The 22,062-nt window shown below is 71.7% G+C and carries 18 protein-coding genes; 4 read left to right on the top strand and 14 right to left on the bottom strand.

All coding sequences use genetic code 11. The features are described 5' to 3' along the window. Positions 1 to 106: 106 nt before the first annotated feature. From ABKA17_RS04930 to ureA, 7 genes are all read right to left on the bottom strand, one after another. On the bottom strand, positions 107 to 1,387 hold the full coding sequence (locus ABKA17_RS04930; protein WP_353690574.1) for a TolB family protein: 1,281 nt from the start codon (positions 1,385 to 1,387) through the stop codon (positions 107 to 109). Beyond that, positions 1,384 to 3,435, bottom strand: a complete 2,052-nt coding sequence (locus ABKA17_RS04925) for a hypothetical protein (protein WP_353690573.1) — start codon at positions 3,433 to 3,435, stop codon at positions 1,384 to 1,386. The genes ABKA17_RS04930 and ABKA17_RS04925 overlap by 4 nt, the downstream gene beginning before the upstream one ends. Beyond that, positions 3,435 to 4,466, bottom strand: a complete 1,032-nt coding sequence (locus ABKA17_RS04920; RefSeq protein ID WP_353690572.1) for a protein TolB — start codon at positions 4,464 to 4,466, stop codon at positions 3,435 to 3,437. Before ABKA17_RS04920 ends, ABKA17_RS04925 begins: the two co-directional genes overlap by 1 nt. 140 nt (positions 4,467 to 4,606) lie before the next feature. Further along, positions 4,607 to 5,206, bottom strand: a complete 600-nt coding sequence (locus ABKA17_RS04915) for a TetR/AcrR family transcriptional regulator (protein ID WP_353690571.1) — start codon at positions 5,204 to 5,206, stop codon at positions 4,607 to 4,609. Between the two features lie 10 nt (positions 5,207 to 5,216). Further along, positions 5,217 to 6,251 carry an agmatine deiminase family protein gene (locus ABKA17_RS04910; RefSeq protein WP_353690570.1) on the bottom strand — a complete coding sequence of 345 codons (1,035 nt, stop codon included), beginning with the start codon at positions 6,249 to 6,251 and terminating at the stop codon, positions 5,217 to 5,219. Between the two features lie 18 nt (positions 6,252 to 6,269). After that, complete coding sequence (locus ABKA17_RS04905) at positions 6,270 to 7,982, bottom strand: urease subunit alpha (protein ID WP_353690569.1); 1,713 nt, start codon at positions 7,980 to 7,982, stop codon at positions 6,270 to 6,272. Further along, positions 7,979 to 8,674 carry an urease subunit gamma gene (ureA, locus tag ABKA17_RS04900; RefSeq protein ID WP_353690568.1) on the bottom strand — a complete coding sequence of 232 codons (696 nt, stop codon included), beginning with the start codon at positions 8,672 to 8,674 and terminating at the stop codon, positions 7,979 to 7,981. Before ureA ends, ABKA17_RS04905 begins: the two co-directional genes overlap by 4 nt. Positions 8,675 to 8,795: 121 nt before the next feature. Here ureA and ABKA17_RS04895 point away from each other — a divergent pair, with 121 nt between their 5' ends. After that, positions 8,796 to 10,235 carry a cytosine permease gene (locus ABKA17_RS04895; protein ID WP_353690567.1) on the top strand — a complete coding sequence of 480 codons (1,440 nt, stop codon included), beginning with the start codon at positions 8,796 to 8,798 and terminating at the stop codon, positions 10,233 to 10,235. Here the strand turns inward: ABKA17_RS04895 and ABKA17_RS04890 are convergent. From ABKA17_RS04890 to ABKA17_RS04875, 4 genes are all read right to left on the bottom strand, one after another. Further along, on the bottom strand, positions 10,175 to 10,630 hold the full coding sequence (locus tag ABKA17_RS04890; protein WP_353690566.1) for a hypothetical protein: 456 nt from the start codon (positions 10,628 to 10,630) through the stop codon (positions 10,175 to 10,177). The genes ABKA17_RS04895 and ABKA17_RS04890 overlap by 61 nt on opposite strands. Then, on the bottom strand, positions 10,623 to 13,658 hold the full coding sequence (locus ABKA17_RS04885; RefSeq protein WP_353690565.1) for a CHAT domain-containing protein: 3,036 nt from the start codon (positions 13,656 to 13,658) through the stop codon (positions 10,623 to 10,625). The genes ABKA17_RS04890 and ABKA17_RS04885 overlap by 8 nt, the downstream gene beginning before the upstream one ends. 114 nt (positions 13,659 to 13,772) lie before the next feature. Next, positions 13,773 to 14,861, bottom strand: a complete 1,089-nt coding sequence (locus ABKA17_RS04880; RefSeq protein ID WP_353690564.1) for a branched-chain amino acid aminotransferase — start codon at positions 14,859 to 14,861, stop codon at positions 13,773 to 13,775. A 252-nt stretch (positions 14,862 to 15,113) separates the two neighbouring features. Further along, on the bottom strand, positions 15,114 to 16,157 hold the full coding sequence (locus ABKA17_RS04875) for a 3-isopropylmalate dehydrogenase (protein WP_353690563.1): 1,044 nt from the start codon (positions 16,155 to 16,157) through the stop codon (positions 15,114 to 15,116). 144 nt (positions 16,158 to 16,301) lie between these two features. On the opposite strand from ABKA17_RS04875, the gene ABKA17_RS04870 reads away from it, so the two are divergent. Continuing rightward, on the top strand, positions 16,302 to 17,864 hold the full coding sequence (locus ABKA17_RS04870; protein WP_353690562.1) for a purple acid phosphatase family protein: 1,563 nt from the start codon (positions 16,302 to 16,304) through the stop codon (positions 17,862 to 17,864). 57 nt (positions 17,865 to 17,921) lie between these two features. Here the strand turns inward: ABKA17_RS04870 and ABKA17_RS04865 are convergent, their stop codons facing one another. Then, positions 17,922 to 18,053 (bottom strand): hypothetical protein, encoded by a 132-nt coding sequence (locus ABKA17_RS04865; protein WP_353690561.1) that lies wholly within the window; start codon positions 18,051 to 18,053, stop codon positions 17,922 to 17,924. Positions 18,054 to 18,274: 221 nt separating this feature from the next. Continuing rightward, on the bottom strand, positions 18,275 to 19,171 hold the full coding sequence (locus ABKA17_RS04860; protein WP_353690560.1) for a LysR family transcriptional regulator: 897 nt from the start codon (positions 19,169 to 19,171) through the stop codon (positions 18,275 to 18,277). A 107-nt stretch (positions 19,172 to 19,278) separates the two neighbouring features. Here ABKA17_RS04860 and ABKA17_RS04855 point away from each other — a divergent pair, with 107 nt between their 5' ends. Then, positions 19,279 to 20,268 (top strand): NADP-dependent oxidoreductase, encoded by a 990-nt coding sequence (locus tag ABKA17_RS04855; RefSeq protein WP_353690559.1) that lies wholly within the window; start codon positions 19,279 to 19,281, stop codon positions 20,266 to 20,268. Between the two features lie 88 nt (positions 20,269 to 20,356). Then, positions 20,357 to 21,211: an alpha/beta fold hydrolase gene (locus ABKA17_RS04850; RefSeq protein WP_353690558.1), complete on the top strand. Its 855-nt coding sequence runs from the start codon at positions 20,357 to 20,359 to the stop codon at positions 21,209 to 21,211. Here ABKA17_RS04850 and ABKA17_RS04845 read toward each other — a convergent pair. Further along, positions 21,195 to 22,031 carry an alpha/beta fold hydrolase gene (locus ABKA17_RS04845; protein WP_353690557.1) on the bottom strand — a complete coding sequence of 279 codons (837 nt, stop codon included), beginning with the start codon at positions 22,029 to 22,031 and terminating at the stop codon, positions 21,195 to 21,197. The two genes, ABKA17_RS04850 and ABKA17_RS04845, sit on opposite strands and share 17 nt — an antisense overlap. Positions 22,032 to 22,062: the final 31 nt, after the last annotated feature.

Genomic DNA, 22,062 nt, shown 5'->3' with positions numbered 1-22,062 from the left:
ATCATGGCGAACGAGAGCACGGGGGCAGTCTGGCACAACTCGCCCCCGCGCTCACCGTCCGTCTCAGGATGCGGTCGATCGCTCCCGGTGGGTCACTTCACGTGGGTCACTTCAGGTGGCGTACGTAGACGTCGGTGGTCGAGCCGGTCTGCCCGGCGTCCTCGGGCACGAGGTCGTTGGCCCAGCTGCTGAAGGCGACGGTACGGCCGTGCCGGTCGATCACCGGGGATCCAGCGGAGTCGGCGCTCGGACCTCCCCGCGCCGCGACACTGACGAGCACCGTGCGGCCGGTGATCAGATCGCGTACGTACACCTGCCGCGCTTCGTTAGAGGACGGGCCGACCGATTCGAACGCCAGATGCCGGCTGTCGGCGCTGAGCTGGGGGTAGCCGGTGTAGTCGGCCGGATCGGCGCCGTCGATCCGGCTCACCGATCCCGTCTTCAGGTTGCGCACGAAGACGTTGTGGCTGCCGTTGGTGTCACCCGGGGTCAGCTGGGAGTCCAGCGAGTTGAAAACCGCGTACCGGCCGTCCGCGCTGACCTGGGGGGACTCGGTGTGTCCGTCGGACACCTTGCCGTCCGGCGCCTTGTCGACCTGGATCAGTTCGCCGCTCGGCACGTCACGGACGTAGGCGTCGCTCCAGTCCCCGCTGGTGGGGAACGGGACGAAGAGCTGGTAGCCGACCCGGCTGCCGTCCGCGCTGATGGACGGGTGGGTACCGGCGGACTTCCAGACACCCTCGCCCGGCACCTGGCTGATGCGGACCCGCTCGCCGGTGACACGGTCGACGCGGTAGATCCGGCTGGACCGGTCGCCATCCGGTGCCTCGTCGCTGGTGCGCAGGGCGACGAAGGCCACGTAGCGGCCGTCGGCGCTGAGCGCGGGGCCGGAGATGCCCGCGTAGCCGGGGGCGATGGTGTCGTCGATCTCCTGGACGGCGCCGGTCTTCAGGTCCTTGATCCAGATGTGGTTGTCGTCGGTGTTGTAGGTGGGGTTGATGGTGTACGCGAGATACCGGCCGTTCGCGCTCAGGGAGACGTTCAGGACGTTGCCGTCCCCGGCGGTGCTCGCCAGGCGGGTGGTGCCGGTCTTCAGGTCGCGGACGAAGGCGTCCGCGGTGCCGTCGGTGTCACCGGCGACCAGGTTGTCGGCGTCGGAACGGAAGGCCACATAGCGGCCGTCCGCGCTGAGGCTCTGGTCGCCGGAGGACCCGCCGGCCTCCGTGCCGTCCGGGGCCACGCTCACCTTCTCGGTGCGCGGGGCCTTGGGCGCGGCGCTCGCGGCCTGGCCGGTCAGGGTCGCTGTGGCGGCGACGGTGACGGCGAGCGCCAGGACTCGCTTGGTGCTGTACATGATGGTTCCCCCGTAGTGGTTGCTGCTGGTCATTGCACTGTCCGCAGGAAGGCGTCCGACACCCCGTTGGTGTCTCCTTCCACCAGATCGGGTGACGCCGACTCGAAGGCGACGACCGTGCCGTCGGCGTTGACGGAAGGATGCCGGGCCGGGAGGTCGTTGCGGCCGCCCCAGCGGTCGACGCTGATCAACTGCCGCTTCCCGGTGGCGAGTTCCCGCAGGTATACGGCGCCGCGCGAGGTGTAGGCCACGTGCGTGCCGTTCCCGGACAGCGAGGGCTGGGTGCCCCTGATCCGGGTGGTCGTACCGGTGTCGAGGTCGCGTACGCGCACCTCGCCACCCTGTTGGAAGGCGACCTTGCGGCCGTCCGCGCTGATCGACGGGGCCGAGCCCGCGCCGAGCGTCGACAGGGTGCCGGTGTCCAGGTCGCGGACACGGACCTCGCCGCCCTGCTCGAAGGCGATGTACCGGCCGTCGTAGTTGATGGACGGGTTGCCCGCAGGCTCGTCCGTGGGCGCGCTGACCACGTCGATGTCGCCGCCGTTGAACTTGAAGCGGTAGAGGCGGGGTTGGGGCGACGGGTCGGCGTCGGTGGCGGGCAGTGTGGCGGCGTAGGTCAGCCATGCGCAGGTCGGGTCGACCTGGGGCTGACCCATCCAGGTGAAGCGGACGCCCTGGTAGGAGCCGATGCTGGTCAGCTTGCCGACCGAGCGGTTGCGGACATGGACCTGCGGACCGCCGTCGGTCTGGGACGGGGCCGTATAGCCGACCATGCGTCCGCTGTAGCAGGGGGTGCCCTCGCGCGAGGGCCCCTGGTCGGTGGAGTCGACCTGGGAGAGGCCGCCGGCCGCGTTGACGAACACGTCGTCACCCGAGGTGAAGGCGACGACCCTGCCCTCCCCCATCACCGGGTCGTACGAGGCCTCCGGTCGCTGCTGACCGTCCCTCGTCATGCTGATCCGCTCGGTGACGGACGGCATCGGGGCCGGGTTCTTCCTCAGTGCGCCCGAGAAGACGAACACGTCGGACTCGCCGTTGGTGTCCCCCGGCACCAGGTGGGACGCCCGCGAACTGAACGTCACCGCACGCCCGTCGGCGCTCAGCGCGTCGTCCCCGGGCTGGGCGTCCGGCGTGAGGGCGGCCCCGCGCAGCCCGGTCCGCAGGTCGCGCACCCGCACCCCGTCCTCGCCCGCGACGACGGCGTACCGGCCGTCCGCGGTGACCGAGGAGGCGGTCCCCTCGGCCACGCGCCGCGCGTCGCCCGTACGGAGGTCCCGGCTGTAGACACCGTTGTCGGCGTTGAAGAGGACGTGGCGGCCGTCCGCGGTGATGCGGATCAGGGAGGCGGGGCCGAAGCCCTTGTCGACCTGGCTGCGCTCGCCCGTCGCCCGGTCCTTGACGAAGAGGTCGACCGGGTCCTCCGGCGTCCCCTTTCCGTGGACGGAGTACGCGACCCGCTCGCCGTCGCCGCTCACCGAGGCCCACGGCTTGTCGCCCTCCTCGGCCGGTGAGATCAGCTCGTCGGTACCGGTGACCGTGTCACGGACGTACAGCAGCCGGAAGTTCGCGTCACCGTTGCGGTTGCCGATGGTGTACGCGATGTGCGTGCCGTCCGGGCTGATCGACTGCACGCGGCCCAACTCGTTGAATCCGGGCGGGTCCTGCGGCCACAGTTTCTCCGCACGGCCGGTGGCGCTGTCGTACAGGTAGGGCGCGAGGAACCGGGTGCCCGCGGAGAAGGCGATACGGCTGCCGTCGGCGCTCGGCACGGGTGAGCTGTAGGTGTAGCCGCCGCCGAGGGCGATCTTGGTGAGCCCGCCGTCGTCCAGGTCCTTCACGAGCAGGCACCGGTCGAAGCGCGCGCAGCCGAAGCTCGGTGCGATGGAGGTGAACGCCACCTTGCGGCCGTCGGCACTGATCGCGGAGCCCGTCGACTCCCCGTCGGCCTGGCTGCCGTCGGCGGCCGTGCTCACGCGCTCGGTACGCGACTCCCGGGGGCCGGCGTGCGCGGCGCCCATCGAGGTCCAGGCGAGACCGATCGCAACCGCCGTGCCCAGCACGGCTCTTGAGAGGCGGGACATCAGCGTGACCTCCACTGGAAGACGTCGTACACGCCGTTGGTGTCACCGGGGACGACATCCGGGTCCTCGGTGGCGTAGACGACCGAGCGGCCGTGGCCGGAGACCGACCGCTCGCCGGCGGAGCCGTGGCCGACGGGGGTCTCGCGTCCGCCGTGCAGGTTCCGCAGGGTCAGGTTCGACTGTCCGTCGCGCAGCAGCAGCCGTTGTCCGTCGGGGCTGACGGCCAGGACGCGGACGCCGGGGAAGTGCTGGACGCGGCCGGTGCGCAGCTCTCGTACATACGAGCCGTCCGCCGAGTCCATCGCCAGGACCCTGCCGTCGGCGCTCAGCTGGACCACCGTGGACGGCGTGCCGTCGTCGGCCTCGGTCTGGGTGCCGGTGGTGCGGTCGGCGACCCAGACGTCACCGGTGCCGTTGTCCTGGTAGGCGACCTGGCGGCCGTCGCCGCTGATGGACGCGTTGCCCATGTCCCGCGCGGAGTCGGCGGGGCCCGCGCTGACCGTCTCGCGGGTGCCGGTCTCCCGGTCGTAGACGTCGATCCGGGTCGGGAACTGCGGGTGCCCGGACCACGTGTAGGCGATGTAGCGGCCGTTCGCGCTGATGTCCGGGGACCCCGCGGTGTCCTGGGCGTCGCCCCCGACCCGGGTTCTGGTGCCGGTGGTCATGTCGGTCAGGAAGACGTTGATCTTGCGCACGCCCCAGTCGGTGTACGTCGCCCAGCGGCCGTCGGCGCTGAGCCGGGGCGTGCTCAGCGCGGCCTCGATCTTGGTGACCTCGCCCGTTCTCAGGTCCCGGATGTACGCGTAGGTGCCCGGGTGGGTGATCCCCTCGGGCACCAAGTTGGTCGCCGACGAACGGAACGCGACGAAGCGGCCGTTCGGTGTGGTCGTGGCGGCGGTGGAGGCGCCGTCGGCCTGGGTGCCGTCGACGGCGGTGCTGACCCTGTGCACCCGTGGCGTGTGCGGCTCGGCACCGGCGGTCGTTCCGGTGAACGCGAGCAGCAACGCCGTACCTAAGGACACGCTGGACACACGTACGACTCTCGACATGTTCCCCCCTGTGTTCCCCGTGGACGCTCTCCCCCGGCCCCGCGCCGAGGGCTCCCCAAGAGGCAAACGCACCGCGGGTCACAGGGTCAATCGGCCTTATTGCGTACAACCCGGGCTCGGGGTCACGCGTCCGCGAGGAGGCTCTCGTCCAGGAACTCCCGTACGTGGCCGAGAATCTGCGCTCGGTCGGTGCCGCGCAGGCCGATGGCCACGTGGATGGAGAAGCCGTCGAGGAGTGCCCGTAGGCGGGCGGCGACGCGGTCCGGGTCGATCGTCCGGAACTCTCCCCTCGACACGCCCTCCGCGAGCAGTGCCACCAGGTCACGGTGCCAGGCGCCCTCGATCGCGGACTGGCGTTCGCGGGCGTCGTCGGCGGCGTTCTGCGAGCGGTTCCAGACCTCGAGCCACAGCGTCCAGTGGGGGTCGCGGTGACCGACCGGGACGTACAGGTCGACGTACGCATCGAGCCGTTCGCGGGCGGTGGCGGTACGGGTGAGGAGGCGGCCGCGCTCGGCGCCGAGCCGTCCCTCGCTCCACTCCAGGGTCTGGAGCAGCAGTTCGTCCTTGGAGTGGAAGTAGTAGAGGAGATGGCCGCTGCTCATGCCGAGCTCACGGCCGAGGGCCGCCATGGTGAGCTTCTCCAGACCCCGCTCGGCGATCATCTCCATGGCGGTGGCGAGTACGTCCCCGCGCGGCGGCGCGTTCCGGCGCGCACCGGCCATTCGTCGGCTCCTAGCTCTTCGGCCGCAAGCTCTTCGGCTGCTGCTGCGTGATGCAGTGGATGCCTCCACCGCCCGCGAAAATGGTACGGGCGTCCACCAGCGTCACCGTCCGCTCGGGGAACAGCCGGCGGAAGATGCCGGCCGCGAGTTCGTCGTTCGGGTCGTCGAAGGCGCAGAGCACCACGCCGCCGTTGCAGAGGTAGTGGTTGATGTAGGAGTAGTCGACCCACTTCCCGTCCTCGTCCTTGAGGACCGTCGGCGCGGGGATCTCGACCACCTCCAGGCGCCGGCCCTTCGCGTCCGTCTGTCCGCGCAGGATCTCGACGTACTCCCGCGAGCGGGCATGGTCGGGGTGGTCCGGGTTCCGCTGGCTGTGGACGACCACGGTGCCGGGCCCGGCGAAGGCCGCGACGATGTCGACGTGGCCCTGGGTGCCGTACGTGCCGTAGTCGCCGGCCAGGCCGTGCGGGAGCCAGATCGCCTTGGTGGTGCCGAGCTTGGCGTGGATCTCCGCCTCGACCCGCTCGCGGGTCCAGTCGGGGTTGCGGTCGGCGCCGAGCTGGACGGTGTCGGTCAGCAGGACCGTGCCCTCGCCGTCGACGTGGATCGCGCCGCCCTCGTTGACCAGCGGTGACGGGAGCACCGCCACGCCCGCCAGGTCCGCCACCTGTGCGGCGATCTTGGAGTCGTGCTCCCAGCGCGCCCAGTCCTGGCCGCCCCAGCCGTTGAACACCCAGTCCACGGCGGCCAGTCGGCCCTCCTGGTCCTGGACGAACGTCGGGCCGATGTCGCGCATCCACGCGTCGTCGAGCTCCCGCTCCACCAACTCGACGCCCGGGCCGAGCAGTTCGCGCGCCGACTCGCCCTGACCGGGGCCGTGCACCATGGTCACCGGCTCGAAGCGGCGTACGGCACGGGCCACGCTCGCCCAGGCGGCGCGGGCCACGGCCAGCTCCTCGTCATCGGTGAAGGTCGGGTTGGGGCCGGGCCAGGCCATCCAGGTGCGTTCGTGCGGGGCCCACTCGGGGGGCATGCGGTAGGTCATCACAGGTCCTCGCAGGTCCTAGAGGAAGTAGAGGCGGTTCAGGGAGACCGAGTCGGCCGGTTCCGAGCGCAGCGGCTCGCCGTCCAGGGTCACCAGTCCCGTGCGCTGGTCCACATCGACCGCTCCGGTACGGGAGTTGAGGCGCAGGTCGGCCGGTCCGATGCCGCGGGTGCCGCGCACGGCGACCCTTCGGCGGCGGGTCGGCATCGAGTCGTTGCCCTGGTCGAGGGCGGCCTGCGCGACGAAGGCCACCGAGATGTCGGCGGGCGTGGCGCCGTACGCGCCGAACTGCGGTCCCAGGACCAGCGGTTCGCAGGTGTCGGTCGCCGCGTTGGGGTCGCCGACCACGCCGTACGCCGGGAAGCCGGACTTCAGGACCAGCTGCGGTTTGGCGCCGAAGTACTCGGGGCTCCACAGCACGATGTCGGCCAGCTTGCCGACCTCGATGGAGCCGACCTCGTGGGAAAGCCCGTGGGCGATGGCCGGGTTGATGGTCAGCTTGGCCATGTAGCGCAGGACGCGTTCGTTGTCGTGGTCGTCGTTCCCGGCGCCGAACTCGGCCTTCATCTTCCCGGCCATCGCGAAGGTGCGGCGGACCGTCTCGCCCGCGCGCCCCATGCCCTGCGCGTCCGAGGAGGTGATGCCGATCGCGCCCAGGTCGTGCAGCACGTCCTCGGCGCCCATGGTCCCGGCGCGGATGCGGTCGCGGGCCATGGCGGCGTCGCCGGGCAGGTCGGTCTTCAGGTCGTGGACGGAGACGATCATGCCGTAGTGCTCGGCGACCGCGTCCCGGCCGAAGGGCAAGGTGGGGTTGGTGGAGGAGCCGATGACGTTGGGGACGCCGGCCATCTTCAGCACGTTCGGGACGTGTCCGCCGCCGCAGCCCTCGATGTGGAAGGCGTGGATGGTGCGGCCGTCCAGGACGCGGAGGGTGTCCTCGACGGACAGGCACTCGTTCAACCCGTCGCTGTGCAGGGCGACTTGGACGTCGTGCTCCTCGGCGACGCGCAGCGCGGTGTCCAGTGCGCGGGTGTGGGCGCCCATGTCCTCGTGCACCTTGAAGCCGCTCGCGCCGCCCTCGGCGAGAGCCTCGACCAGGGGGGCGTCGGAGGAGGACGAACCCCGGCCCAGGAAACCGATGTTGACCGGCCAGGCGTCGAAGGCGTTGAACGTGTGCCGCAGCGCCCAGGGGGAGTTGACCCCGACGCCCCAGACCGGCCCGAACTCCTGGCCGATGACGGTGGTGACGCCGGACGCCAGCGAGGCCTCCATGATCCGCGGCGACAGCAGATGGACATGGGTGTCCACGGCCCCGGCGGTGGCGATGAGCCCCTCGCCGGACACGATGGAGGTGCCGGTGCCCACGACGACGTCGACCCCGTCGAGGGTGTCGGGGTTCCCGGCCCGGCCGATCGAGCAGATTCGCCCCTCGCGGATGCCGATGGACACCTTCCGGATGCCCAGCGCCGCGTCGATGACGACGACGTTGCTGATCACGACGTCGCAGGTGTCCCGCACGGCCGCGGCCTTGAGGTGCAGTCCGTCGCGGGCGGTCTTGCCGAAACCGGCCAGGAACTCGTCGCCGTAGCGCTGCGAGTCGGACTCGACGCGGATCGTCAGACCGGAGTCGCCGAGGCGGATCCGGTCGCCGGCGCGCGGGCCGTGGGTGGCGGCGTACTCGTGGGGCGTGAGGCGGCGGGCCTCGGCGGCGTGGCCTCCTGGGCGGCTCATCGGCGGGTCTCCTCGTCACGTATGCCCAGGTAGCCGCAGGCGGCGGCGCGGCGCAGGGCCTCCTCGCGGGCGCCGGGCGCGTCCAGCGGCCCGTCGACCAGCCCGGCGAAGCCGATCGCGACCCGGGCCCCGCCGATCGGCATCAGGCCGACCTCCAGGGACTCCCCCGGGCCGAAGCGCACGGAGGAGCCGGCGGGGACGGCGAGCCGCATGCCGTAGGCGTCCTCCCGTGCGAACTCCAGGCGCGGGTTGGCCTCGAAGAAGTGGAAGTGGGAGGTGACGGAGACGGGCACGGTCGCGGTGTTGGTGACCGTCAGCCGCAGGACCGCCTCGGGCTCGGCGTGCGCGGGCCCCGGCAGCAGCGCACCCGGCGCCCCGTCGCCCAGCCCGCCGCCGATCGGATCGCTGACCACGGCCAGCCGTGAGCCGTCGCCGAAGACGGCCTCGACATGCACCTCGGTGACGACGTCCGCGACACCGGGCAGCACGTCGTCGGGCCCGAGCACCGCACGGGCCCGCTCGATCGCCTCGGCGAGCCGCGCCCCGTCCCGGGCGGCCTCGCACACGGTGTCGGCGATGAGCGCGGTGGCCTCCGGCACGTTGAGCCGCAGCCCTCGGGCGCGGCGGGCGCGGGCCAGTTCCGCGGCTCCGAAGAGCAGCAGCCGGTCACGCTCGGTGGGGGTGAGCCGCATGTCGTTCCCTTCGTTTAGAGCATCACTCTAAACATGAATGCCCAAAGAAGAAAGCCTTGACGTCTTTCGTCGAGCACCTCACATTGAATGACGTTCTAAGTGCGATGCGAAGGAGCCCGGTATGCCGATGGAACAGCGCGGAGTCGACACCGTCCCCGAGGAGGAACGCACCAGCGGACCCCGCGACCTCGTCTCGATCCTGCTCGGCTCGAACCTCTGCCTGGGCGTGATCGTCTTCGGCTGGCTGCCGCCGTCCTTCGGCCTCGGCTGGTGGGCCTCGGTGAGCTCGATCGTGGCGGGCACCGTGGTCGGGACGCTGCTCACGGCCCCGCTGGCGCTGATCTCGCTGCGCACGGCGACGAACCTGTCCACCTCCTCCGGCGCCCAGTTCGGCGTGCGCGGCAGACTCGTCGGCTCGGTCGTCGGCCTGCTGCTGGCGCTCGGCTACACCACGCTGACCGTCTGGATCGGCGGCGATGTGATGGTCGGCGTGCTGGGCCGGCTGTTCGGGATGCCCGCGAACGGGGTGTCGTACGGCGTCGTCTACGGGCTGCTCGCCGCGGCGACGGTGGCGGGCGCGGTGTACGGGTACCGGGTGCTGCTCGCCATGTCGCGGGTGCTGGCGGTCGGGATGACGGCGCTGCTGGTGCTGGGCGTCGTGGCCTACGCCCCGCACTTCACGACGGGGGCGCTGCCGGAGGCGGGCGGCTATCTGCTGGACGGCTTCTGGCCGACGTGGCTGCTGGCGACGGTGGCGGCGGGGCTGTCGGGACCGATCGCCTTCATCACCCTGCTCGGCGACTACACCCGCTACATCTCACCGGCCCGCCACACCTCCCGCCGGGTGCTGCACGCGACCTGGCTCGGCCTGGTCCTCGGACTGCTGGTGCCGCAGCTCTTCGGCACCTTCACGGCGTACGCGGCCCGCGCGGCCCTGGACTACGCGGGTCCGCTGGTGGACGCCTCCCCCTCCTGGTACCTGCTCCCCCTCCTCCTGGCCGCCTCCGCGGGCTCGGTCGGCAACGCGGGTCTGATGCTCTACTCCATGGGCCTCGACCTGGACGCGATCCTGCCGCGCGCGTCCCGCGCCCAGGCCACCTGCGCGGTCGCGGTGGTCGCGACGGCCTGTGTGTTCGTCGGCCACTACGCCTCGACCGCGCAGGACGCGATGACGTCGTTCGTCCTGCTCCTGACGGCGATCGGCACCCCCTGGGCGGTCATCACCCTCATCGGCTTCGCCCGCTGCCGTGGCGTCTACGACGCGGAGGCCCTCCAGGTCTTCAACCGCCGTGCGCGCGGCGGGATCTACTGGTTCCGCGGCGGCTGGAACATCCCGGCGACGGTGGCGTGGGCGCTGGGCGCGACGGTCGGGCTGCTCGCGGTGTCCCTGCCGTCCTACGAGGGGCCGTTGGTGGCGTGGACGGGCGGCGTGGATTGCAGCTTCCTGCTCTCGGGCGCGGTGGGCGGCCTGGTCTACGGCGCTCTGACCGCGCGGGACGTTCAGGCGCCGGTGCCGTCGTCGGAGGGCACGGAGACCCAGCGGGCCTCGGTGACGTCGTAGCGGAGGGTGTCGTACCGGAACTGTCCGAGGTCCAGCGTGCGCAGTTTCCGGTACGCCTCCTCGTCGGCCTCGGGGCCGAGCACTACGCGGATGCCGGTGGCGGTGTCCTGGAGGACGACCGGGCGCGCGGGGCCGGTGGGCGTGGGGCGTCGGACGAGGTCGCGCAGCTTGCGGTGGCAGTCCTCCGCGAGCCTGCCGCCGAAGCCACCGAGGAAGGCGTGCAGGGGCAGGGCTACCAAGGCCAGCCAGTTCAGGGTCTCGGGGCCGCGGCGGGTGGGCCAGGTGCGGACGCGCAGGGGGACGCCGGGGGCGTTGAAGGCGTCCAGGAGCGGGGTCTCGGTGCCGGGCGGGGTGTCGGGCGTGACGTAGATGTCGATGCCGGGGTCTTCAGTCACGGGGTTTCTCCCGGAGGGGGATCAGCCAGGCCTTGCCGCCACCGACGGTGGCGAGGTGGGTGCCGTCGGGGCTGTAGGCGATCTGGAGGAGGGTCACGTCGCCGAAGTCGTCGGCGAGTTCGAGGAGCGTCCGGCCCGTGGTCAGGTCGAGCAGGGTCACCGTGTGGCCCGCGGCGATCGCGAGGGTGGTGCCGTCGGGGCCGTGGGCCACCCCCCGGACCCGGTCGGGGAGTTGGAGCCGGGTCAGGCAGTCGCCGGTGGTGGTGTCCCAGACCCGGACGGTGTGGTCGAGGGCGCCGGTGACCAGACGGGTGCCGTCGGGGCTGAAGTCGGCGGCGAAGACCATGGGGTGGTAGTCGATGGCCACCGTCGGCTCGCCCGTGCCGATGTCCCATACGCGTACGTGCGAATGACCCGCTGTGGCCAGACGTGTGGCGTCGCCGGTGACGGCGAGGGCGTAGACGGCGTCCTCGTGGTCGAGGGTGCGCAGCCTCGTGGGACGGTCCAGCGACCACAGGCCCACGCTGTGCCGGCTCGCCGCGGCCAGCATGTCGTCACCGCAGTACGTCAGGGCCGTCACGTCGTGCCGGTCGGCCTGGAACTCCGCGACCCGCGACTGGTCGACGGCCTCCCGCAGGACGACCTTGGCACCGTGGCCCACTGCGATCCGCCGGCCGTCGGGCGCGAAGGCGAGGGCCCGCACCGGTCCGCCCACGGTCCTCTCGAAGCCGCGGAACCCGGGCCAGACCCTGGCCGAGCGCCACTCCTGAAGATCAAAAACCCGCACCCAGCCGTTCTTGCCCCCAACGGCGACCCGACCACCGTCCCGGGCCAGCGCAACGGACCAGGCATCGGTGGACGTGGCCAGCCGAACGGCCCGGCCGGGGGCCCCGGACGCGCGGGCCGACTCCCGCACGGGTGCCGTCTCCTCCCGCGGGCCGGGGGTGCGGGGCACATGGGGCGCCTCCCGCGAGCCGGGGATCCCGGACCCACGCGCCGCCTCCCGCACCGGGGGCCGCTGCTCCCCCCGCGAGCCAGAAGAGCCGGCCCCACGGACCGCCTCACGCGAACCGGAGGCCCCGGACCCACCCGGCACTTCCTCCCCCCGCCTGGAGGCCCCGGCCGCACGGCCCGACTCCCGCGAGCCAGAAGCCCCGGCCGCACGGCCCGACTCCCGTTCCGGGGCCGCCTCCCCCCGTGGACCGGGAGTTCCAGCCGTACGCCCCGCCTCCCACCCCGAGACCACCCCCTCCCGCAAACCCGGGGTCCCTGGCCCACCTGGCCCCTCTCGCCCCGGGGGCACCTCCCCCCGCGAGCCAGAAACGCCAGCCTCACGCCCCGACTTCCGCGAGCCGGAGGCCCCAGCCGCACCGCCCGCCTCCCGTCCCGCAGCCGCCTCCTTACGCGGACCCGGGGTCCAGGGCGGGTGCCGCCGCTCTCGTTCCCGCTCCGCCCGGCGCCGGGCCTCGGCCACCACCCCGTCCGGGTCCGCGTCGCCCGGAACCAGGGACGCCAGTCGCTCGCCGACCGCGAGTACCGCCTCCCACTGGCCCGCCGCGTGCAGGGAACGCGCCTCCGCTCTCAGGGACGCCACCTCGGCGCGGGTGCGAGCCACTGCGAGGCGTTCCCGGGCGTCGCGGTAGTCCGGGTCCTCCGTGAGGATCACCGACAGGTGAGCCGCCGCGTCTGTCCACTGCCCGGCCTCCGCGGCTCCGACCGCAGCCGTGTAGAGGTGGTCCAACCGCCGTCCGCGCAACGCCTCTTCGAGCTTGACCGCCGCGTTCTCGTAACCCCGGTCCTGGGCGAGCACCCCGCGGAACGCCGCCACCGCGTCGTTCCACCGGTGGGTGTAGAGCGCGGCCAGCCCCTGGACGTACAGGTCGCCGACCTGGGTCGCCCGGGTCACCGGCGCCCGGCCCTGGTCGATGGCGAAGAGCATGCCGTCCAGCGAGCGCATGTACAGCACCGGCGTGCCCCACTCCAGGGTGCCGGGAAGGGCCAGCCGGACGGACTGGCGGGCCTCGGTCACCGCCGCGTCGACGGTGCGGCCCTGCGCGAGTTCCTCGTAGAAGCTCTGGCTGAGTTCGACGGCCGCCTGGTCGGAGATGGGGTACTGCATGACCAGCGCGGCGGGCAGCCCGGCCCGCATCAGGGCGCCGCCGACGCTGGAGAAGGGGTCCACCGAGCTCGCGCGGCCGGTCTCGCAGGCGTTGAGGACGACGAGCCGCAGGGACGGCTGGCCCTGGAGGACCATCGCGAGGTTCTCGGCGCCGAGTTGGTACGAGCCGCCGGCCCCGTCGTCGAGGGCCAGGGTGCCTTCGCCGGCCGCGCGGTCGAAGCCGCCGTGCCCGATGAAGTGGAAGACGTGCCAGGGCCCGCTCCCCCGCCGCAGTGCCGTCTTCAGCGCGCGCCAGGTCTCACCGCCGACCCAGCCGAGCTCGATCAGCCCGTCGCGCCGCAGCCCTTCCAACGCGGCGCCGAGCCGCTGCCGTTCGGCCTCGACCGCGAGGGTCTCCTGATCCCCGGGGCGGGAGATCATGCACAGCACGCGCAGGGGCGGATCCACCCGCAACGGGCGCTGTGGCACCGCGACTTGGGGGTGCCGGATCAGTGGAGTGGTCGTACAGACGTAACCGCTGTGGGCCGCGTCGAAGAGGAACTCCCAGGGCAGGAAGGCGAGTTCCGGGGGCCTGACGCGCAGTACGAGACGCAGTTGCGCCTCGGCCCGGGCCGCGGCGTGCCGGGCGGCGGCCAGCAGGGCGCGGCCGTCTCCGGCGGTGAGCATGTCGTAGAGGCCGCGGCCGAGGAGCTGGACGGGCTGTTCGTCGGGGCTCGCGCTGCGGCGGACGCGTGCGGAGGAGGCGATGACGGAGTCGGGGATGCGGGCGACGAGGGCGCGCAGCTGGTCCGGGGGCAGCGGCAGGCGCGTGCGGGACGAGGTCTCCGCCCCGTCCGGACCGCGCAGCGTCACTTCGTAGACACCGTGCTCCGCGGCCGCGATCTCGGCCTGGAAATCGAGAACGTCCATGGACGCGCCACCCCCCGTCGGACGCCCCACACAGCTCCCCACACCATCCCACAACGGCACAGGGCCCGCGCCTGTCTTGCAGGCACGGGCCCCGTGAGGCGTCGGCGTGAGGCGTCAGCCCAGCTTGTGCATCCAGCCGTGCTTGTCCTCGGCCGTGCCGCGCTGGATGTCGAGGAGGGCCTGGCGCAGCCGCAGCGTCAGCTCACCGGGCTCACCGCCGCTCTGCTGCCACTCGGCGTCGGCGCGCTTGACCGTGCCGACCGGGGTGATCACGGCGGCGGTGCCGCAGGCGAAGACCTCGGTCAGGGTGCCGTTCTCGGCGTCGCGCTGCCACTGGTCGATGGAGACGCGGCCCTCCTCGGACGCGTAGCCGAGGTCGCGGGCGACCTGGAGGAGGGAGTCGCGCGTCACGCCCTCCAGGATCGAGCCCGTCAGCGCCGGGGTGACGATCCTGTCCCCGTACACGAAGTACAGGTTCATGCCGCCGAGCTCCTCGATCCACTTGTGCTCGACCGCGTCGAGGTAGCAGACCTGGTCGCAGCCCTTGGCGGCGGCCTCGGCCTGGGCGAGGAGGGAGGCCGCGTAGTTGCCGCCCGTCTTCGCGTCGCCCATGCCACCGGGGACGGCGCGGACGCGGTCCTCGGAGAGCCAGATGGAGACCGGCTTGACGCCGCCCGGGAAGTAGGCGCCGGCCGGGGAGGCGATGACCAGGAAGAGGTACTCGTTGGCGGGCTTGACGCCCAGGCCGACCTCGGTCGCGATCATGAAGGGGCGCAGGTAGAGGGACTCCTCGCCGCCGTGCGCCGGGACCCAGGCCTGGTCCTGCTGGACGAGCGCGTCGCAGGCCTCGATGAACGTCTCAACCGGCAGCTCGGGCATGCCGAGGCGGTGCGCGGAACGCTGGAAGCGCTCGGCGTTCTTCTCGGGGCGGAAGGTGGCGACGGTGCCGTCGGGCTGGCGGTACGCCTTGAGGCCCTCGAAGATCTCCTGCGCGTAGTGCAGGACCATCGTCGCGGGGTCGAGCTGGAGCGGGGCGTACGGCACGAGCTGGCCGTCGTGCCAGCCGCGGCCCTCGGTCCACTTGATGACGACCATGTGGTCGGTGAAGTGGCGGCCGAACCCCGGGTTCGCCAGGATCGCGGCGCGCTCGGCGTCGGAAAGTGGCGAGGCTGAGGGCTTGAGCTCGATCGTGGGCGTCGTCATGAGTGGTTGTCCTTCACCGGTTGTGTGTGACGGGCCGCGCTCACGCCCTTTACTGTCAGTTGCCAGTGCTAGGACGTCCGAGCATTCCCTCATTCCGCGGCTCCGCGTTCGATTATCGCGCTACGGAGGCCGTGGAAGAAAACGGCGTGAATGCGACCCAGGGGATGATGGTGGCACCCGGCGGGGACATAAGGAAAGCCGCCGGGTGCGGTTGCGACCCGGCGGCTTCGAGATGTTTCTGGTAGCCGCGGGTCAGCCGGCTACTCGTACGGCCAGCGCGTCGCCGATCTCCGACGTGCTGCGGGCGGGCTTGCCGGTGCGCTCGGCGAGGTCGGTGGAGACCGCCTCGTCGATCCGGGCGGCCTCGGCCTCGTAGCCGAGGTGACGCAGGAGCAGCGCGACGGACAGGACCGTGGCGGTGGGGTCGGCCTTGCCCTGGCCCGCGATGTCGGGGGCCGAGCCGTGGACGGGCTCGAACATCGACGGGAACTCGCCGGAGGGGTTGATGTTGCCGCTCGCCGCGACGCCGATGCCGCCGGAGACGGCCGCGGCGAGGTCGGTGATGATGTCGCCGAAGAGGTTGTCGGTGACGATCACGTCGAACCGGCCCGGGTCGGTGACCAGGTAGATGGTGGCCGCGTCGACGTGGATGTAGTCGGTGGTGACCTCGGGGAACTCCTTCGCCACCTGGTTGAAGACGTTCGTCCACAGGTGACCCGCGAAGGACAGCACGTTGTTCTTGTGGACCAGCGTGAGCTTCTTGCGGGGGCGGGCCTGGGCGCGGGCGAAGGCGTCGCGGACGACACGCTCGACGCCGAAGGCCGTGTTCACGGAGACCTCGGTGGCGACCTCGTGCGGGGTGCCCTTGCGGATGGTGCCGCCGTTGCCGGTGTACGGGCCCTCGGTGCCCTCGCGGACGACCACGAAGTCGATGGCGGGCTCGCCCTTGAGGGGAGTCTCGACACCCGGCAGCAGCTTCGACGGCCGCAGGTTGACGTGGTGGTCGAAGAGGAAGCGGAGCTTGAGCAGGAAGCCGCGCTCCAGGACGCCGGAGGGGACGCTGGGGTCGCCGATGGCGCCGAGGAGGATCGCGTCGTGCTGCTTCAGCGCGTCCACGTCGGCGTCGGTGAGGGTCTCACCGGTGGCGTGGTACCGCTGGGCGCCGAAGTCGTACTCCTTCGTCTCCAGCTTCACATCCTGCGGAAGGACGGCGGAGAGGACCTTCAGGCCTTCGGACACGACCTCCTGGCCGATGCCATCACCCGGAATCACTGCGAGATTGATGCTGCGAGACATGTCCGGCACCCTACTCCCGCGTCCCATGGGATGACACGGCGTGTCCGCCATCCGGACAGCCGCGTACACCTGGGCGTCAGTCCTTCGACTGGCGTTCACCCGCATGTATGGCGGGTGTTGGGATCCGCTGGGAACTTCACCAGCATGGACCTTCCCGACGTCGGCATCCCACCGCAGCTCGCGCGCCGGATGAGCATGGCCGAGCAGTACGAGTATCTGCGCACCAAGCTGACCCGGCGCCGCACCCTGGTGACGGCCGGCGCGGTGGCGGGCGGCCTGCTGACCGGCGGCTGCGCGGGAGACACGCCCTCGCCCTCCTCCCGTACGACCGCCGCCGCGTCCCCCACCACCCAGGTGCACGGCTCGGTCGTCGCCCCCTTCGGCCGCCACCTCGCCTTCGGCGCCGACCCGAAGACGCAGATGCGGATCTCCTGGCAGGTGCCGCTCGCGGTGCGCAAGCCCTACGTCCGGATCGGCACCCGCCCCGACGACCTGAGCCGCAGGATCGAGGCCGAGGTCCGCGCCCTGCACACCCCGGGCGTCACGGGCGTCCGCGCGGCGCTCGACCAGTACTACCTGCACGCCGCCCTGGACGGCCTGCGCCCCGGCACCACGTACTACTACGGCGTCGGCCACGAGGGGCTCGACCCGGCCGCCGCCGGTCACCGCTCGACGATCGCGTCCTTCCGCACCGCCCCGGCGAGCCCGGAGAAGTTCGTCTTCACGGCCTTCGGCGACCAGGGCGTGAGCAAGGCGGCAGCCGGCAACGACCACGTCATCCTGGACCAGAACCCCGCCTTCCATCTCCACGCGGGCGACATCTGCTACGCGGACGTCAACGGCCGGGGCGAGAAGACGGACGGCTACGACCCGGGCTACTGGGACCTGTTCCTCAAACAGAACGAGGAGGTCGCGCGCTCGGTGCCCTGGATGGTGACGACCGGCAACCACGACATGGAGGCCTGGTACTCCCCCGAGGGCTACGGCGGCCAACTCGCCCGCTGGTCACTGCCGGACAGCGGCTTCGACGCGCGCACGGCACCGGGCGTGTACGCCTTCACCTACGGCAACGTCGGCTTCGTGGCACTGGACGCCAACGACGTGTCGTACGAGATCCCCGCCAACCTCGGCTACTCGGGCGGCAAGCAGACGGCCTGGCTGGACGAGAAGCTGGCGGAGCTCAGGCGGTCGGTGGACTTCGTGGTCGTCTTCTTCCACCACTGCGCCTACTCGACCTCCTCGCACGCCTCCGACGGCGGGGTGCGCGAGGAGTGGCTGCCGCTGTTCGCGAAGCACCAGGTGGACCTGGTGATCAACGGGCACAACCACGTCTACGAGCGCACCGACGCCATCAAGGACGGCGCGGTCGGCAGGCGGGTGCCGATCGGCGCGTCGACCGACCCGACGCGGGACGGGACCGTGTACGTGACGGCGGGCGGCGGCGGAAAGGACCTGTACGGGTTCCCGACGGGCGCCAAGGAGAGCTACGAGGGGCATGTGCGCGACGTCGAGTCCGTGGAGACCTTCCAGTGGACGAAGTCGCGGGCCACAGACCACGAGACCGTGGAGTGGTCGCGGGTGCGTTACCGGGGCTTCTCGCTGCTCAAGGTGGAGGCGCAGAGCGGTGGCACGCCGAGGCTCAAGGTGTCGGCGCTGGCGCAGAACGGCGACCGGATCGACCATTTCGAGGTGCGGCGCGGCGCGTGAGTCCGCGCCGCACCCCGGCGGGTGCGGCTCCCGGCTCTGTCAGGTCAGGCAGGTGACTCAGTGGCCGGTCGAGCCGCCGTTGTCACGGCGGTCGAGGGCGCGCTGGAGGGCGGCCGCGGCCTGCTTGCGGTCGGACTCGCTGGTTCGGGCGGTGTGACGGACTCGACGGCGGGCGGTCGTCTCGGCCATGAGAAATCGACTCCTTCGAATTCCTGGAGTGCAGAAAGGGGTTACGAGACGCCGGAAGGGGCGGGGAGCGCTGACCGCAGGGGTTGCCTGCTCGGGGCCCGGCTCACGACCGCCATTCGCTTGATCGAGCGAGACGTTCGGCTTCTACAAAGCTAAGGGAGGGCGGCCGGTCTGTCCCCACAATTACTCGGACTTCCTACTATCTGAGACAGTGCACTGGGTCACATGGCGCTGACCTGCGGTTTCGCATGGCTGCGCAACTCACGGACCAGGGCCCTGACGGCGGCAGTGGCCGCGAGCTCGGGTGTGGTGACGTAACCGATGCGGCGGGTGGGCCGGCCCGGTCCGAGGTCGGTGATCTCCAGACCGGCCGGCGCCGCGGTGAGGGAGAGCGCGGGCATGATCGCCATACCCAGCCCGCTGCCCACCATCGAGAGCACCGCCCCGTCGTCCTCGGCGCGGACGGTCGCGGTAGGGATCCAGTCCTGGGCCGCCCACCAGGCGCGGGTGTAGGAGGAGCAGTTCTCCCTCCAGTCGACCAGTGGCAGGGAGCGCGGGGCGGGGTGACCGGCCGGGTGCACCAGGGCGTACGGCTCCTCGACGAGCACGTCCCCGACCAGTTCCGGTGGGATCGGGGAGCTGGTGCCGAAGGTGGCGATACCGAGGTCGGCCCGCCCCTCGGCCACCTCTCCGGCGGTGCCGGGCCCGATCTCCCGTACGACGGTGACGGTCGGCTCGATCGCGGGGTGCCGGGCGGTGAGGCGTTCGAGGACGGGTGGGAGGAGATGGAGGGCGGCGCTGCGGAAGGCGGCGATCCGGAGCGGGCCGCCGACGCCCTGGGACTCCACGGCCCGCGTCTCTCTGACGAGCGTCTCCAGCAGCCGCAGCACCCGGCGACCGTGGGCCACGGCCCGTGCACCGGCCGCGGTGGGCCGGGCTCCGTACCGTCCGCGCTCGAACAGTACGACCCCCAATTTACGTTCGATGGCGCGTACGGCGTGCGAGACGGCGGACTGGGTCGTGCCGAGCCGACCGGCGGCGGCCGAGAAGCCGCCCTCCTCGGCGACGGCGACGAGGGTACGGAGCTCATGGGGCGCGAGATCGACGCTGTGGCTCACTTTTCGGGTCCCCCACCTGCTGCTATGAGCCAGTGCTCATGGATCGGCCAGTTCCATGAGCGCAACCCTCTGCTCCCCGCCCGCATTCCTCCGTACGGTCGCCTCCCATGACCGACACAGCGATCACCGTGCACCAGACCGCCCGCCCGACGGGTTTCCCGACCCCCGACCACTTCGCCTTCGTGGAGTCCCGGCTCCCCTCCCCCGTTTCCGGCACGGCGCTGGTGGAGAACCTCTACTGGTCGGTCGACCCCTATCACCGCGAAATGATGGACGGGGACTTCGAGTTGAACGCCCCGCTGGAGGGCCGCGCGCTGGGCCGGATCGTGGCATCCCGGCACCCGGCGCTCCCCGAGGGCGAGATCGTCTTCCATCGTCAGGGCTGGCGCACCCACGCGCTGGTGACCCCGCAGGAGGTCAGACGCCTGCCCCTGCACGCGGGCGTCCCCCTGTCCGCGTACCTGAGCGTGCTGGGCGGCACGGGCCTGACCGCGTACGTCGGCCTCACCCGGATCGCGCGACTGCGCGAGGGCGAGGACGTGTTCGTCTCGGCGGCGGCGGGCGGCGTCGGCACGGCCACGGGTCGCTTCGCACGGCTCCTGGGCGCGGGTCGGCTGGTCGGCAGCGCGGGCTCGGCGGAGAAGGTGCGGTATCTGACCGAACGGCTCGGCTACGACGCGGCGTTCGACTACCACACGGGCCCGGTGTCCGACCTGCTGGCCAAGGCCGCCCCGACCGGCATCGACGTCGCTGTCGACAACGTCGGCGGCGACCACCTGAGCGCGGCGATCGGCGCGCTACGGCACCGGGGTCGCGTGGTCCGCGTCGGCACGGTCGGCCAGTACAACACCCCGGACGCGCCCCCGGCCCTCTTCAACCACGCCGACGTGGTCGAGAAGAGCCTGCGCATCGAGGGCTTCCTGGTGCGCGACCACCAGGACGTCCAGGAGGAGCTGTACGAGTTCGCCGTCCCGCACCTGCTCAGCGGAGCGCTCGCGCTGGACGAGACGGTGGTGGAGGGCTTCGAACGGATCGTGGAGGCGTTCCTGTCGATGCTGCGGGGCGGGAACACGGGGAAGATCCTGGTGCGGGCCTAACCACTCAAACAACCTTGACCAGTTGAGGCAGGACGTGCTGCACTGACCTAACCATAAAAAGCACATTCAAAGGTTAGGACCCAACGCCATGCCGACCGTCACCGTCCGCGGCCACCGCATCCACTACGCCGAGGCCGGCCCGGCCGACGCGCCCGTACTCCTGCTGCTGCACGGCTTTCCGAGCAGCTCGCACATGTTCCGGGAGCTGATCCCGCTCCTCGCCGACCGGTACCGCCTGATCGCCCCGGACCACCTCGGCTTCGGCGCCTCGGCGGCGCCGGACGCCGCAGAGTTCCCGTACACCTTCGCCGAACTCGCCGAGATCACCGGTGAGTTCACCGAGCGGCTCGGCCTGACGGAGTACGCCCTCTACATCCAGGACTACGGCGCCCCGATCGGTCTGCGGCTCGCCCTCACCCACCCCGAGCGGGTGACGGCGATCATCACGCAGAACGGCAACGCCTACGAGGAGGGGCTGGGGAAGGAGGCCTGGGCGCCCGTGCTCGCGCTCATCGCCGAGCGGACGCCGGAGACCGAGGCGCCGGTGCGGGAGATCTACTCGCTCGACGGCATCAAGTGGCAGTACCTGCACGGCGTTCCGGAGGACCAGCGGCACCTCGTCGACCCGGTCGCGTACGAGCACGACGCGGCGCTCATCGCCCGCCCCGGCCAGTCGGAGATCCAGCTCGACCTGATCTCCGACTACGGCTCCAACCTCGCCCTCTACCCGGCCTTCCACGACTACTTCCGCACGAGCCAGGTACCCCTACTGGCCGTCTGGGGCGCCCACGACGAGATCTTCGTCCCGGCGGGCGCCCTCGCCTACCAGCGGGACCTCCCCAAGGCCGAGGTCCACCTCCTGCCCACCGGCCACTTCGCGCTGGAGACACACGCGGTCCAGATCGCCGCGCTCATCCGGGACTTCCTCAGCCGGAGCCGCTGAGCGCCGCCCCCACCGCCTCCCGGAACCCCGCCGGATCCTCGACCCACGGCAGATGCCCGGCCCCTTCCAGCACCACCCGCCGCACCCGCGGCAGCGCCCGCTCCAACGAGTCCACCGCCCACCGCGGCCGGATGTCCCGCTCACCGTCGACGATCAGCACGGGCACGTCCAGGCTCTGGCAGGCGGCTTGGAGTTCGGGGGTGCCCCAGCCCTCCTTGGTCTCCGCCCCCAGCGCCTTGTTGCACTCGTAGTTGATCCCGAACCAGGGCTCCGCCATCCGACCGGCGTGCTCCAGTGCCCGTTCCCGGTCCTCGAACTCGACCGACCAGTGCAGCACGGCCCGCTCCCGGTCCCCGTCCGCCAACTCCCGCCACCGGGCGGCCCGTTCGGGCACCTCGTCCAGCCTGGCGAGGAAGTTCTCCTCGAAGGGCCCGCGCCAGGAGGACACCGGGTCGATGCCCGTACCGCTCACGTACACCAGCCCGGCGACCCGCTCCGGGTGGGCCAGCGCATAGCTCAACGCCAGCTGGGCGCCCCAGGAGTGGCCGAGCAGGACCATCCGGTCCAGGCCGAAGTGCCGTCGTACGGCGTCCAGGTCCGCCACGAAACGGTCGGTGGTCCACGGCCCCGCGCAGGGCTCCGAACGACCGCATCCACGCTGGTCCCAGCGGACGACGTCCGCCCGGTCCGCCAGCATCCCGGTCACGTCCTCGAACATGTCCCACAGCCCGGGTCCGCCATGACACAGCACCACGGGCACATCGCCCCGCCCCTGCCGCGCCGCCCAGAGCCGTACACCGTCGTCCGTCGTCACCGTCATGGTCCACAGTGTCCCCGCAACAGCGCGAGGG

It is taken from the genome of Streptomyces sp. RG80, assembly GCF_040446465.1.
Lineage (GTDB): Bacteria > Actinomycetota > Actinomycetes > Streptomycetales > Streptomycetaceae > Streptomyces.
Note: the sequence above shows the minus strand (reverse complement) of the source record. Positions and strands in the feature narration are given on the sequence as shown.